Source organism: Streptomyces sp. HUAS TT11, assembly GCF_051553595.1.
Lineage (GTDB): Bacteria > Actinomycetota > Actinomycetes > Streptomycetales > Streptomycetaceae > Streptomyces.
This window is the reverse complement of sequence record NZ_CP196184.1, coordinates 8,638,257-8,652,543: the sequence shown is the minus strand read 5'-3', so window position 1 is coordinate 8,652,543 and position 14,287 is coordinate 8,638,257. Positions and strand designations below refer to the sequence as shown.

Annotated in this window: 10 protein-coding genes; 6 read left to right on the top strand and 4 right to left on the bottom strand. The window is 68.1% G+C overall.

Features of this window, described 5'->3' with window-relative positions; genetic code table 11:
• Positions 1-192 precede the first annotated feature (192 nt).
• Positions 193-720: a hypothetical protein gene (locus ACSHXN_RS38900; RefSeq protein ID WP_438305669.1), complete on the top strand. Its 528-nt coding sequence runs from the start codon at positions 193-195 to the stop codon at positions 718-720.
• A 5-nt stretch (positions 721-725) separates the two neighbouring features.
• Here ACSHXN_RS38900 and ACSHXN_RS38895 read toward each other — a convergent pair whose 3' ends face one another.
• Positions 726-2,087, bottom strand: a complete 1,362-nt coding sequence (locus ACSHXN_RS38895) for an IS4 family transposase (RefSeq protein WP_438305667.1) — start codon at positions 2,085-2,087, stop codon at positions 726-728.
• A gap of 249 nt (positions 2,088-2,336) precedes the next feature.
• On the opposite strand from ACSHXN_RS38895, the gene ACSHXN_RS38890 reads away from it, so the two are divergent.
• Positions 2,337-2,528 (top strand): antitoxin, encoded by a 192-nt coding sequence (locus tag ACSHXN_RS38890; protein ID WP_355133849.1) that lies wholly within the window; start codon positions 2,337-2,339, stop codon positions 2,526-2,528.
• Between the two features lie 301 nt (positions 2,529-2,829).
• On the opposite strand, the gene ACSHXN_RS38885 is transcribed toward ACSHXN_RS38890, so the two are convergent.
• Positions 2,830-3,288, bottom strand: coding sequence for an SRPBCC family protein (locus tag ACSHXN_RS38885; RefSeq protein WP_356109791.1), 459 nt, complete (start codon positions 3,286-3,288; stop codon positions 2,830-2,832).
• 658 nt (positions 3,289-3,946) lie between these two features.
• Positions 3,947-4,159, bottom strand: a complete 213-nt coding sequence (locus tag ACSHXN_RS38880) for a hypothetical protein (RefSeq protein WP_355131367.1) — start codon at positions 4,157-4,159, stop codon at positions 3,947-3,949.
• 695 nt (positions 4,160-4,854) lie between these two features.
• On the opposite strand from ACSHXN_RS38880, the gene ACSHXN_RS38875 reads away from it, so the two are divergent.
• Both ACSHXN_RS38875 and ACSHXN_RS38870 read left to right on the top strand, forming a co-directional pair.
• Complete coding sequence (locus ACSHXN_RS38875) at positions 4,855-7,215, top strand: GH92 family glycosyl hydrolase (protein ID WP_438305664.1); 2,361 nt, start codon at positions 4,855-4,857, stop codon at positions 7,213-7,215.
• A 521-nt stretch (positions 7,216-7,736) separates the two neighbouring features.
• Positions 7,737-8,210 carry an MEKHLA domain-containing protein gene (locus ACSHXN_RS38870; protein ID WP_355131371.1) on the top strand — a complete coding sequence of 158 codons (474 nt, stop codon included), beginning with the start codon at positions 7,737-7,739 and terminating at the stop codon, positions 8,208-8,210.
• Positions 8,211-8,359: 149 nt separating this feature from the next.
• Here ACSHXN_RS38870 and ACSHXN_RS38865 read toward each other — a convergent pair whose 3' ends face one another.
• A complete protein-coding gene (locus tag ACSHXN_RS38865) occupies positions 8,360-9,322 on the bottom strand; it encodes a multicopper oxidase domain-containing protein (protein ID WP_355131373.1) in 963 nt (320 codons plus the stop codon).
• Positions 9,323-9,519: 197 nt separating this feature from the next.
• On the opposite strand from ACSHXN_RS38865, the gene ACSHXN_RS38860 reads away from it, so the two are divergent.
• Both ACSHXN_RS38860 and ACSHXN_RS38855 read left to right on the top strand, forming a co-directional pair.
• Entirely contained in the window at positions 9,520-12,033 is a 2,514-nt protein-coding gene (locus tag ACSHXN_RS38860) for a ThuA domain-containing protein (protein ID WP_438305661.1), read from the top strand.
• Between the two features lie 14 nt (positions 12,034-12,047).
• Positions 12,048-14,237 (top strand): OmpL47-type beta-barrel domain-containing protein, encoded by a 2,190-nt coding sequence (locus tag ACSHXN_RS38855; protein ID WP_438306530.1) that lies wholly within the window; start codon positions 12,048-12,050, stop codon positions 14,235-14,237.
• Positions 14,238-14,287 lie beyond the last annotated feature (50 nt).

Genomic DNA, 14,287 nt, shown 5'->3' with positions numbered 1-14,287 from the left:
GCCCCAGCTCCTCCTGGGACCGCACTTCGGCCCGGTGGCTCCGGAGGCCAATGCAGTTGCTTTAAGCACCCGCCCAGTTCACAGGGCTGCTCTGCGCTTCGGCTTCGCCGCCGCAGGCGCTCGTCGCCATCACCCGCAGCTGCCAGACCCCGGGTACGCTTCCCCGCCCCACCCCGACCGGAGGTCATCTCAGTGTTACCTGCACGGGTATTCGCCGTTGCCCCGCTGGCTCTGGTGATTCTCGCCCTGTCCGGCTGCTCTTCCTGGGTCTGCACCGACACGACGGCGGAGCGCGGTAAGGCTGGTGTCAGGGTGCAGGTCGTGGACACGGATGGGCAGCCTCTCCGTGTTACCGCCGAGGTCGTTGACTGGCGCCTTGAGCCCCACCCGCAGACGCCCTCCGAAGGTGACTTGGTCTTCTTCCACTACCGTTTCGACGGCGCCAGCAAGATATCCGGCCCTGCAGTGGATGCCTGCGCGGTCGATAAGGAGCGCGTGGCGTTGGGGTGTCAGACGGTTTATTCATCCCGGGGGTGGTCCAGGCCGGACGGTGCCATCACAGGCGAAAACTGGTTCGGCGTCGAGGACCCTGAGCAGGTTGCAGAAGTGCTTTTGATCCCCAATGACCAGTCCTACGACCGGCGCACCTGCGAAACAGACATCAAGGACGGTGGCGGGATGCATCCTCCGGAACAACCCAGCAGGGGGGACCAGCTGTAGGGAGGTCAAGTCGGTTGAGCGCGAGGCACGGGCCTGCCGGCGCCCCGGTGTTTGCGCTGTTTGGTGGTCTGGTTATGCGCCCATCGCCCCGGTGCGACCTTGCTGCGGCCGCTCCGGGTTCTCAGGATCGGCCACCGCATCGGTTTCTTGATCGCTCGGGGCCGGTCCCGGCCGGACCGGGGCGGCAGCAGACGGGACCGCGCTTCCTGGATGGCCCCCTTCCAGGCGTTGGTCAGCGTGCGCCTGGAGGTGCCGTGCTGGGACGGTACGCTGCGCCAGGCGATCCGGACGCAGCGGAGGTAGGAGAGCCGGTCGGCATCCAGGACCGGGCCGTTCGCCGCGGCGTCGTGCGCGAACCGACGGACGGCCTGGTGGACCGCGAGTAGGGCCCACAGCTCCTGCCGCACGGCTTCAGGGGTGCGCGATCGGAGCGATCCGCCGGGGCCGAGGTGGTTCTTGATCTCGTCGAAGGCCAGCTCGATCTCCCAGCGCTGCCGGTAGAGGGCGATCAGCTCGTCCGCCGGGTACTGCTCGGTGTCCAGCAGGGACGTGCCCAGGTGCACGGCCTTGTCGTTCTTGGTGAAGGTGATGACGCGGTAGGTCGTCTCCTTCGGCAGGACCCGGCCTTCGCGGGCTGCTCGGAGGCGGACATCCTTGCCGGGGCGCATCAGGGACAGCCGGGAGCCGTCAGGCAACTCCGCCTGAGTGGTACCGAGGTGGTTGGATTGGAGCCTGGCCGGCAGATGGGTGCCGGACGTGGTGAAGGCGTGGACGAATTCGACCGACCAGAACCCGCGGTCGGCGATGACGAGATCCCCGGGGCTTGTCGAGCTGGCCAGCGGGTAGGCCAGGCGCCGTTCGCCGTCCCGGTAGCCGCCCAGGCCGGCGTCGAGGATGGCGTGGGTGCCGATCTCCGCGAGCACGGCAGCTCGCACCTGCGGAAAGCCGAACGGCGTCCCGCCTGTGGAGGGGCCGTCGAAGGTATCGCCGTTGCCCACCGAGTCCGGCACGTCGAACTGTGTGCCGTCCAGCGCCAGGAGGCTCAGACCACGCCACCACGCGCCGGGCGTCTCCGGGACCGCCAGCGGGCCGGCCACTTGCCGGAATACCGTTTCCAGCACCTCTTCACCGAGCCGGACTCGCGCCCGGCACAGCGACGATCGGTTGACCCGGGCCAGGGCCCGGCTGCCGGGTATGCCGCTGGTCAGCATGCGTATCACCTCCTCGTACGACTCCCGGGCGAACAGGCACAGCCCGAGCACGAAGTACACGACCAGCCGGGCCGGAAGCAGTCGGCGCCGCAGCTCACCCCGCCCGTGCTTAGCAACGGCCGCGTCCACAAGCTCCGGCGTGAACACCTTGGTCAAGATCCCAATGCGCGACCGGCATCCCGGCCCCCACCCCTCCACGAGCAGGTCAACGGACCAGCCGACTCAAAAGCAACTGCATTGGGCTCCGGAGGCCCCCGGCAAGGAACTCCGCGGTCCGTCGGTCGGGCGGGTCCGGTCCATATCCTGGTCCTGGAGGGCGGAGCGGAATCGACGCAGCAGATGCAGCTCACGCCATAGAGGGTGATCCTGGAGTGGTCGCGGAACCACTGCTTCGAGGAGGACACGATGTCCGTGATGGACAAGCTCAAGCAGATGCTGCGGGGCCACGAGGCTCAATCGGACCAGGCCGTCGACAAGGCGGGGGACTACGTCGATCAAAGGACCCAGAACAAGTACCAGAGCCAGGTCGACACGGCCCAGGACAAGCTGAGGGACCAGCTCGGCGACCGAGGTCGGGACAACCCACCGCAGCGGTAGCGCAGGCGCGTCGCCACTCGGCGCCCGTCTTTTCGGAAGGGTCCGCCCGGGACGTGGCCGCAGGGTCATCGGGGTCCGTGGTCAGTACCTTCGGCCGGGGAGCGACTGGAGCTCCACCGGTGGGATCCTTGCTGTGACAGCGACGACTGCCGACTTCCCTTGGCAAACAGGGCCGGCCGCATCGGATCGCCGTGCCCCCCGGCGCCGACGGCCTCGGTGCCGTCGCCGCACCCGGCGAGCCCACCCCGCCCCGGAAATCTGCGGGACCGCAGCGAGTAGGGCGTCCGCCGCGGCGGACGCCCTACTCGCTGCGGACGTCCCTCTTGCCGTGCTCGCGCACCGCGATCCGAGCGAGCTTCGTCAGCATCATGCCGTTCCGGATTGCCATGAAGTAGTCCACGGGGACCCCGTGCATCCTGGTGCCCGGCCCCCGCAGGGGGTGCCAGTCAAGGATCAAGAGGGTGTTCTCGCCCCAGGGGATCAGGTTCATGGCGATGCGCGCCGCGCCGAAGGGGCCTGCCTTCGCCTCCAGTTCCAGACGTCGTTCCGGTACGGAGACCCGCACGACGCAGGTGTCCTCAAGAGCCAGGGGGCCGACGCCGACCCGGAGTTGAAGGCGTGCACCTACGTCCGGCCAGTGCGGGTCGGCCGTGAGGACCTGCTGATTCCCCGTTACCCACTCGCTGTATCGATGACCGTCGGAGAGCAGGCTCCAGACCTCGGACGGCGAGCTCAGGATCAGACGGCGATTCCGGGCCACGCCCACCACGCTCCTTCAGGAAGTGCCACCCATCGGTGCGGGGCCGGAGTGGACGGCCGCGGCGTCCGGTACGGATGGCCTGCACTGCTGATTGAGGTGCCTTTCGACCCTAGCCGCGCGCAGCACCACGAGCACCTTGAAACCGGGCTGCTGCCCGGCACCTGAGGCGGACAGGACACCCGCCTCGTCCACCGCGGCGGGGAAGTCGAGTCCGCGGATCGGCGCAACCGCCGGCCGGCTCAGAGAGGCGGGCCCGGCGACGCTCGAGGAGAACGACACCTCGTGCCCCTACGCCCTTCCGGACAGGGTGTGAGGACACGGCCCCGGTCGGGAATCGTGACCCGTCTACGTCGTCAGGGCCGACACGGACAGCCTCGGCAAGACCTCCGAACCCAACGCCACCGGGGACCTCCACCGCGCGGGTCGCGCCACCCGGGAGCAGCCCGCAGGCACCGGGACGTATCCGCGGACATGGTCCCGGACGGCGCGCCCGGTCAATTGCCCTCAGCCCACGGGAGGTTCGAAGCCCCGGACATGTGCCTGAAGTGATGCCGCCGAGACCGACGACGGTCGCCGGGCCCTTTGCCGAGCTGCCACACCTGACGGCCGTTCGAAGTGAGGCGGCACAGGAAACCCGATCGCCGGCCCCGGGGCGCGCTCAGTGCTGCCACACGTCCGGCCCACCACCGCGCCACTCGATCAGTTCGCATGTCCTGACGGACTGCTCGTCCTGGTCCATGATGCCCTGGTTCTGCAAGAAGAACGCCAGCTCCTGGAGCGAATACGCGGTGCCCAGGATGTCCCCGTCCGCACGCACCCGTCGACCACCCGTCTCCGAGGGTGGATACACGATCACACGACGCTCAGCCACACATCCAGCCTCGCGCTCGGGATCGATTCACGCACGCCGACGACGCCTGGCCGCTCCGCGACACGGCCGACGGGCTCCGGGTAGGGGCACGCCCGAGAGACGCCCTGATGCGCCGCGTCCGACAACCACGACCATCCACCTGCGGCCCCTCGAAGAACACGACTGCACCATCCGGCGAGCAACGGCAAGCGGGTCGGTTCACACACAAGGGCTTGGCCACTGTCCCAGTCGGACAAGCCACGGCACGACAGTGCTGCGCTGCCCACACACCTCGACGTCGAACCCCGGAGGCACGATGCACGTCCGGTCGGCGGTGTCGCCGACCGGGACAGTTCCGAGCCGGCCCCGCCGCGGACGTCGTCCGGTCCGGTCCACGCGCCGGGGGTGACGGTCCGCATGCCGCGTCGGCGAACGTGATCGCGGATCACCGGAGACGAGTACACACGATCGGCGCAACGACAACAGGATCTGCCTCGGACCGGCACCGCTCCCCCAGCTCGACGCGGACCACCGGCCGCGCATCTCGACCGTACCGTTCCGGTCGCAGGCGGCCTCACAAATCGGCGCACATTCCCCTCAGTTGGCATCACATCAGGGCGAACCGGCTGCGACCGACGATGCATTGACGGGACGGCACCCGAAGGACAAAGATCGAGGGCGCGAGATTGACAACGTTGTCGCAAGAAAGGAACGCGATGAGAGCGTTGCAACGCGTGTTCACCGCCTTGTTGCTCGCCACCACCGTGGTCGCCGCCTCCGCCACCTCCGGCGTCGCGAACGCCAAGGCACAGGGGCCGACGTTCGCCGACGACCCCACCACCCTGGTCGACACGTCCATCGGCAACAACGGTGACGGAACCACCTTCCCGGGCGCCGCCGTGCCGTTCGGCATGGTGCAGCTGAGCCCCGACACACAGCTGAACCAGTACGCCTCGTACGACTACAAGCAGGACACCATCCTCGGCTTCAGTCATACGCACCTGTCGGGCGTCGGCTGCCAGACGATGGGCGACTTCCGGTTCATGCCGACCACGGGTGCGGTCACATCGTCCGACCCGGCACAGTACGGCGCGAAGTTCAGCCATGACAACGAGACTCGTGCGCCGGGCTATTACGGTGTGAAGTTCGACAACGGGATCCAGGCCGAGCTCACCGCGACGCAGCGGACCGGCCAGCACCGCTACACCTACCCCGCCGGATCGGGCGCCGAGAACGTGCTCATCGAGGTCGGGCAGAGCAACGGAAGCACCTACGCCGGGGACGTCCACGTCGTCGGCGACAACACCGTCGAAGGCTGGCTCCAGGGCGGCAATTTCTGCGGTGAGACCGGCAAGGAGCGCTACCGCATCTTCTTCAGTGCCACGTTCGACCGGACGTTCTCGAGTTTCGGCACATGGAGCGACGGCACGCTGACCCCGAACCAGCGTGACGCCTCGCGCGGCACCAGGCGCGCCGGTGCCTGGGTGACGTTCGACCCGGCCAAGGGCGACCAGGTCGGCGCTTCGGTGGGCCTGTCCTACACCTCGATCGACGGTGCGCGCCTCAACCGCAAGGCGGAGCAGCCGAAGTCGTTCGACAGGGCCCGCACCGCGGCGCACACCGGTTGGAAGGACGAGCTGAACCGTATGCGTGTGGCCGGCGGCAGCACCGCCGACCAGCGCACGTACTACAGCGCGCTCTACCACTCGCTGCTGCATCCGTCGATCGGGTCCGACGTCGACAAGCGCTACCGCGGCTTCGACGACCAGGTGCACCGCGCGGATTCCACCTACTACCAGATGTTCTCGCTCTGGGACACCTACCGTTCGCAGAACCAGCTGGTGGCCCTGCTGAACCCGGACAAGGCCGCCGACATGGCCAAGTCCGTGCTGCACATCTATCAGGACGGTGGCTGGCTGCCCCGCTGGGCGCTCGGCAACAGCGAGACCAACGTGATGAGCGGCGACCCGATCACCCCGTGGATCGTCGACATCTACAACCGGGGGCTGCTCGACAAGGGCACCGCGCGCCAGTTGTTCGACGCGCTCTGGAAGAACGTCAACGACGTTCCCGCGGACCAGTCCGTATTCCGCGGCCGTGACGGCAACCCGACGTATGTCCAGAACGGCTGGGTCGGCTACCAGAATCTGCCCGGGTACAAGTACGGCGACAGCCGGCAGGCGGGCTCGGCGACGCTCGAGTACGCACTCGCCGACTGCGCCCTGTCCACGATGGCCGACGGCCTCGGCTACCAGGACAAGGCCGCGACGCTCGCCTCTCGCTGCGACAACTTCACCAAGCTCTGGGACCCCGGCGTCACATCGCAGGGCTTCGCCGGGTTCCCCGTCGCCAGGAACGCGGACGGCACCGTCGCAGGCAACCCCGACCCCACCCAGACGGCCCCGTTCCACGAGGGGACCGCGTGGCAGTACCAATGGCTCGCCCAGCAGGACCCGCAGACCCTTTTCGGGCTCATGGGCGGCCAGGCGCAGGCCGAGCAGCGGCTCGACAAGTTCTTCGACATGCCGACCGTGCTCACCGACCCGGCGAAGGCCGCTTCGGACTCCTGGGTGACCGGCGCCTACGACTACCACAACAACTTCGCCTTCAACCCCAACAACGAGCCCGACTTCCACGCTCCGTGGATGTACACGTGGACCGGGGCGCCGTGGAAGACCTCGGCCGTGCTCCGCGCGATGCGGACACTCTTCACCGACAGCGTGTACGGCATGCCCGGCAATGACGATCTCGGCGCCACCTCGTCGCTGCTCGTCTTCGCCATGGCCGGCATCTTCGAGGCCCAGCCCGGCGCCGCCACCTACGTGATCACGGCGCCCATGTTCGACAAGGTCCAGATCCGGCCGGAACACGGACGCACGATCACCATCCACGCACCGGGCGCCGACGCATCCAAGCTCCAGTACGTGTCCTCGGTCGACACGGGCAAGGGCACGTTGCGCCAGAGCTGGCTCTCCCACAAGGACCTGCTGCGCTCCGGCACGATCAAGATCAAGCTCTCCGACAAGCCGACGAGCTGGGGCGCCGATGCCGCCCCGCCCGCCATGACCCGGAACTGAGGTTCAGGGTGCGGCCCCTCCTCCAGAGGGGCCGCACCCCGGGCGTCACTTCTACTGATCGCTTCTTCGTGAGACCCCGGGACTGCGGAGCGGGGACACGTAATGTCTTTATTGCACTGATATTGCAACAACTAACAACATGCATCAACATGGGCCGTGGCGGGGTCGGCCCGTCGACTTTCGGCAGTGCAGCGCCCCGAACGGCGCGCACCGTGCCGAAGGGCGATCGTCTTCTCAACCGGCACCCGCCGGAAAGGCCCGACCCCGCGCACATCACTCCCCCTGCGATCGAACGGACGTCCCTGCAGCGCTGCGCTCGCCCGGGTGTGCGGCCCCCGGCAGCCGCAATGCGCCTTTGCGGACGTGACACCCGACGGTCCGGACGGCACGCCGAGGCGACGACCGACGGGAATCGCGCACCCCGCTCAAGGGCGCGCCACTTCGCACATGCATCATGTTTGTCGACTTGTTCGATTACTCGGTCAGGCGCCCGGGACGGGTGGGCCACGCACGGAGGATCCATGCACCACGCGAATCTGCCGGACGGAGCGAATCCGGCCTTCTCCCGGCTCCTGCTGTCCAGCTACGAGCGGCAGACGGGCCGGCCGTTGTGCCCGGCCGCCCGGTCCTCGGACGAGGAGGCGGCCGAGTGGCTGTACCGGCAGGCGCCGTTCGGGTTGCTCGCCCATGACACGGCCGACGATCCGGTGTTCGTCTACGCCAATCACACCGCCCAGCAGCGCTTCGACTACACCTGGGAGGAGTTCACCGCGCTGCCCTCGCGTCTGTCCGCGGCACCTCACGACCAGCCCGGTCGCGACTCCTTCATCGCCTCAGTGGCCGCCGACGGCTACGCATCGGGATACCGAGGTCTGCGCCGGACCAGGACGGGCGGACGCTTCTGGATAGAGGACGTCACCATGTGGAACGTGACGGACGCCACCGGTGTCCACCACGGCCAGGCAGCCGTCTTCCACTCCTGGTCGGACGCATAGACCCCCTCACGGCCTCCGCCGCCACGGCCGCCCGCCCCCGAGGGCGGGCGCCACGCGACACGCCCCGTGCGGCCCTGCGCTTCGGACGTCCGGTGCGGGACGTCCGAGCGGGCCGCGGAAGGCTCGCCCCCGAGCGGGCCGCGGGCCCGTCAGTGCTCGTGCCCGGGTTCGTGGTCGTGCGGGTCGTACCCGGGGATCGTTCCGTCCGCCTTCTTCACCAGGAACAGCCCCACCATGCCCATGTCGGAGTGGCTCTGCACATGGCAGTGGTACATCCATGCGCCCGCGCCGACGCCCTCCCCCGCGATGACCTGGAACCCGAAGGAGTCCGCCGGTCCGACGATCTTGTTGTCGACGATCCGGCTCGGGTCTTCGGGCCCGGTGAGCAGGCCCGTGCGGTTGTCCGCCCAGCGGTGACCGTGCATATGGAAGGTGTGGTAGTACTCGCCGTGCGTGATCATCACGAACTCGACCCGGTCGCCCACGGTGGCCTCGAAGTCGGGTCCGGAGTGCGGCGCGCGGTTGTTGATCGTCATGTCGTTGAAGACGATCGTGTACGTCCGGTCCGGCAGGACATCTCCCTTGCGGCGGACGATCACGGGGCCGTACAGGCCCTTTCGGATCCCGCCGGTGCCGTGTTCGGTCCCGACGACGTGGTCGTGGTAGTGCCAGTAGCCCGCGCTGCCCGCCCGCCAGGTGCCGTCCTTCCGGCGGCCGGGGGCGTGGGTGCGCCAGGTGTAGGTGCGTGTGCCACCCGGTTCGACGTCGCTCTTGTTCAGCTTTGTGCCGTCGCTGGAGATCTCGTAGTCCAAGCCGTGCACATGCAGGCTGGCGGGGACGTCCATCGTGTTCTCGAACTCGATGTGCAGCGTGTCGCCCTCGTTGATCTCGATCAGCGGGCCGGGAACCGTCGCCTTGCCCTTCTCGAGGCCGTAGCCCATCTGCCCGTCGGCGAGTTGCTCGGCGTACATCTTGATGTGTTTCACCTCGCCCCCGGCGGCGGCCGTCTTCGCCGGAGCCTCCGCGACGGCGGACTCCGGCCCCAGGGACAACGATGTCGCGACGACCGCACCACCCAGCAGCACCCGTCGGTTGAAGCTGCGTCTGTCCATGGCGAACTCCCCACACTGATACGGGATTTGCAAAGACGTAGCTGTGATGAACCTGTGCGACGGTACCGGCCGACGCTCCGTTTATCCACACTCAGGACAAAGTTCGTTGCATCGCGGTCATACCTATTGGCGAACCGAGCAAAGAGGTCTAGCTTCCTTGGCGCTGCTGCTGCGACCGAGGAGGGTTGGGTGACCACATGCGGTTGACCTCGCATCAAGAACCCACGCACTTACGCGAGTTGAGCACCAAGGGCATAACAAGACGTCTCTGGGCTGCGGCCCTGACCGCCGGCGTCCTCGCGGCCGGCCTGCTGTCGGGTCCCACCGCCAGCGCGCGTCCGGTCCCGGAACCGTCCCCGACAACGATGTCGATCAAGTCGCCGCCAGGCGGCGCGAACGTTCGGGTGCTGATCTTCTACGGCTCCGCCGCGGCCGGGGACGAGTCCCCCGTGGTGAACGCGGGGATCGAGACCATCGAAAAGATCGGACTGACCGGCCCGGCGAGCCAGCGCTTCAAGATCGAGGCGACGGACGACGCCTCGGTCTTCACCAACGAGAAGAAGCTGGGCCGTTTCAACTCCGTCGTGTTCCTGACCGGCGGTGGCGATGTCCTCGACCCGGACGAGGAGGCCGGCCTCGAGGCCTACATGGAGGCCGGCGGCGGATTCGTCGGCATCCATGACGCGGCCCGCGCGGAGCCGTACTCGGAGTGGTTCACCGGCCTCGTGGGAGCCCGGCCGGCCGCGAACAGCCCGACGAGCGTCCAGCGTGCCACCGTCGAGGTGGGCGACCGGCTGCACCCGGCCACCAGGGACCTTCCGGTGCAGTGGAAGCGGCCCGACCAGTGGCTGAACTGGGCGAAGAACCCCTCCGGCGAGGTGCACACCGTGGCGCGGGTACGCGAGTCGACGTACCAGCCGGGCGCCAACGGCAACGGCTCGGACCACCCGGTCAGCTGGTGCCGTGACTACGACGGCGGACGCTCCTTCTACACCGGCATGGGCGGCACCGTCTCGTCGTACGACGAGACGGACTTCCGCGCCCATCTGCGCGGCGCACTGCTGTGGACGACACGGCTGGTGCAGGCCGACTGCAAGGCGACGATCACCGGCAACTACAAGGCGGAGCGTCTCACCCAGCCCAACCAGCCGGGTCGGAGCGACCAGATCGGCGAACCGCACGGCCTGGTGGCCGCACCCGACGGCCGCGTGCTGTACATCGGCCGGGGCGGTGCCGACGGCTCCCAGCCCGTGATCACCGACTGGAACGACCCGGACGTCGGCAAGGGCAAGGGCCAGATCCACGTCTACGATCCGAAGACCGGGAAAGTGACCCTCGCGGGTGAGTTGACGGTCTTCGGCAACAAGGGCGGCGGCGACGAGCTGACCAAGGTCGAGGAGGGGCTGCTCGGCATCGAACTGGACCCGAAGTTCGAGCAGAACGGCTGGGTGTACCTGCACTACACCCCCCACTCCCAGATCAACCGTGACACGCACATGGCCGAACGGCGCGTCTCCCGCTTCACACTGGACCTCGCCACGGACAAGCTCGACCTCGGCAGTGAGAAGGTCCTGCTCAAGTGGCCCGTGCAGATCCACAGTTGCTGCCATGCGGGCGGTGGGATGACCTGGGACTCCAAGGGCAACCTGTACGTCGCCACCGGGGACAACAACTCCAGCGGATTCAGCGGCGGTTACTCGGGCAACAACCCCCAGCCCAACTACAAGGGCGTCTCGTTCGCGGACGCACGCCGCACCGCGGGCAACACCCACAACCTCAACGGCAAGATCCTGCGCATCCACCCCGAGCCCGACGGCACGTACACCCTTCCTGAGGGCAATCTCTTCACCGGCAAGGAGACAGCCGAGGGAGGCGGCAAGACGCGCGGCGAGATCTATGCGATGGGAGTACGGAACCCCGCACGTATCTTCGTCGACAAGTCGACCGACATCCTCTACGCGGGCTGGGTCGGTCCGGACGCGGGCCAGCCGTCGCCGATCTGGGGGCCCGCCAAGTACGACACCTTCGCCGTGATCACCAAGGCGAGCAACCGGGGCTGGCCGTACTGCATGGGCAACAAGCAGCCCTACCGGGACCGCAACCTGCCCGACCCCTCGCAGCCGCTGGGCTGGTACGACTGCGACCACCCGAAGAACGAGTCGCCGAACAACGACGGCCTGGTGAACCTGCCGCCGGTCACCGGCAACAACGTCTGGTACTCGCCGCAGGGCGGCGGACCCGACTACCCCCGCGACGCGAACGGCGTCCCGTCCTACAAGCAGGAGGAGGCCACCTACCGGCTGCCCTGGCTCAAGGGCGGCGGTCAGGCCGCGATGAACGGGCCGGTGTACCGATACGACGCGGCGAACGCCAACACGACGAAGTGGCCCGCCTACTGGGACGGCAAGTGGTTCATCGGCGACTTCTACGACGCCGACCAACCGCGCAACGCGGTGCTCATGGACCCCGCCACCCAGGGGGACGGCGGTCTGCCGGTGCACTCGGAGTCGCTGAAGAAGATCGTGCCGATCGGCAACGACGGCATCAAGAACCTCATGGACTGGAAGTTCGGTCCCGACGGTTCGCTGTACGTCCTCGACTACGGCCGCGGATTCTTCACCAGCGACTCCAAGTCGGCGCTGTGGCGGGTCACCTACACGGGCGGTGGGCCGACGCCGGCCGCCGACCAACTGGCGAGGAGGACCGAGTGATACGGCACAGGAGAATGTGGGCGGCGCTACTGGCCGCCCTGCTCATGATGCTCGGCCTGCAGACGACGTCCGCTGCCGGACAGGATGCGGCGCGGGCCAAGGCACCGGACGCCGCACAGGTTCTCACCTGGACCGCGGGCGACGACATCACCAAGTACGGTTCCGCGCCCACCACTGCGGTGGCGGGTCCGGCGACGATCGTCTTCGAGAACAGCGCGGCGACCGGCAACACCACCGGCATGCCGCACACGTTGACGTTCGTGACCAGCGACCCCGAATACAACAGCGACGTCCAGGTCAACATCCTGGCCAACCCGAACGACGACATGGGCGGCCGCCACACGGCCGAGGTCACGCTCACCCCCGGCCGGTACCTCTACCACTGCACGATCCCCGGACACGGGCAGATGCAGGGCGTGCTGGTGGTGACCGAGGGCGGCGGCTCGGACACGACACCGCCTCAGACGTCCGCCCAGGTGACGGGCGCGCAGAACGCCCAGGGCGAGTACGTCGGAGCGGCGACCGTGACGATCGCGGCCACCGACGAGGGCGGCAGCGGCGTCGACCGGATCGAGTACGCGATCGGGGACACGGGCGCCTGGCAGCCGTACACCACACCGGTCGTCGTCGACCTGACGGGCAGCCACAAGGTCCGCCATCGGGCCCTGGACAAGGCGGGCAACGTCTCGGCGGAGAAGAGCGTCGAGTTCACCGTCGTCGCACCGCCGTCCGACGACACCGCACCGCCGGAGACCTCGGCGACGGTGAGCGGTGAACGGAACGCCGACGGGACGTACATCGACATGGCCACGGTCACCGTCACCGCCTCCGACACCGGCTCCGGAGTCAACTCGATCGAGTACGCGGTCGGCTCGGGCGCATGGCAGCCGTACAGCGGGCCGGTGATGGTGCACCAGGTCGGCGCCCAGACCGTGCGCTATCGCGCCACCGACAAGGCGGGCAACGTCTCGGCCGAGAAGAGCGTGCAGTTCACGGTCGTGGCGGCGCCGCCGCAGGACACGACGGCACCCGTCACGGGCGTCGCGGTGGAGGGCACGAAGAACTCCGACGGCGCGTACGTCGGCAGTGCCAAGGTGACGGTGAGCGCGACCGACGAGGGCGGCTCCGGTGTGTCGAGCGTCGAGTACTCCCTCGACGCCGGGCCCTACCTGGCGTACACCGTGCCCGTGGTGGTCGACCGCGCCGGCGCCCACTCCCTCGCCTACCGGGCGAGCGACAAGGCGGGCAACACCTCCACACCGGGCACCGTGAACTTCACGGTCGTGGCGGGAGGCGGCGTCCCGGCGCCCAACTGCCCCGAGTACGACGAGCGGTTGACGGTGATCGTCGGTACGGTCGATTCGGGTGTTCCCAACCGGGTCACGAACAACCGGTGCCGGATCAACGAGCTGATCGAGGACGAGAAGGAGTGGACGTCCCACGCCCTGTTCCTCAAGCACGTGCAGAAGGTGCTGGACGACCTCCGCGACGAAGGTGTCGTCGACAAGCGCGAGTACAACGCGATCCAGCGGGCCGCCCGTCAGTCCGGGATCGGCAAGCCCGGACAGACCGAGGGCTACCGCAAGATCTTCGACGGGAGCGCGGGGTCCCTCGCCAAGTGGGAACAGGTGGGCGGTGGTTCGTTCGCCCTCAACACCGACGGGTCGATCACCAGCGGTACCACGAAGGGGGGCCTGGGCATGCTCTGGTTCCCGCAGCGCAAGTACGGCGACTTCTCGCTGAAGCTCCAATGGCGTGACGACGCGCCCGGAACCGGCAACGCCAACGCCGGTGTGTTCGTCCGCTTCCCGGGCGTGCACGACCACCCGGCAGAGTCGCGACCGGAATGGGTCGCCATCGAGTACGGGCACGAGGTGCAGGTGTTCGACCGGCCCGACGGCGACATGTACAAGACGGGCTCGATCTACGGTTTCGACCGGGTGGGGCTCGCCGGGGCGGGAGTGACCCAGAAGGGAACGTGGAACGACTACGAGATCCGTGTGGTCGACCAGCACTACTCGATCTACCGCAACGGTGTTCTCATCAACGAGTTCGACAACATCGGAGGTCAGGAGTTCTACCCGCCGCGCTCGGACGACCCGGGCACGGACGGACGGCGGTTCGCCTCTGGCTACATCGGACTGCAGGTCCACAGCACCACGGATGTGATCTCCTACCGGGACATCCGGATCAAGGAGCTGTGAACCACTCCTGACACGGCCGACCGGCCGGTGCCCGCCCGCGCACGTCGCGG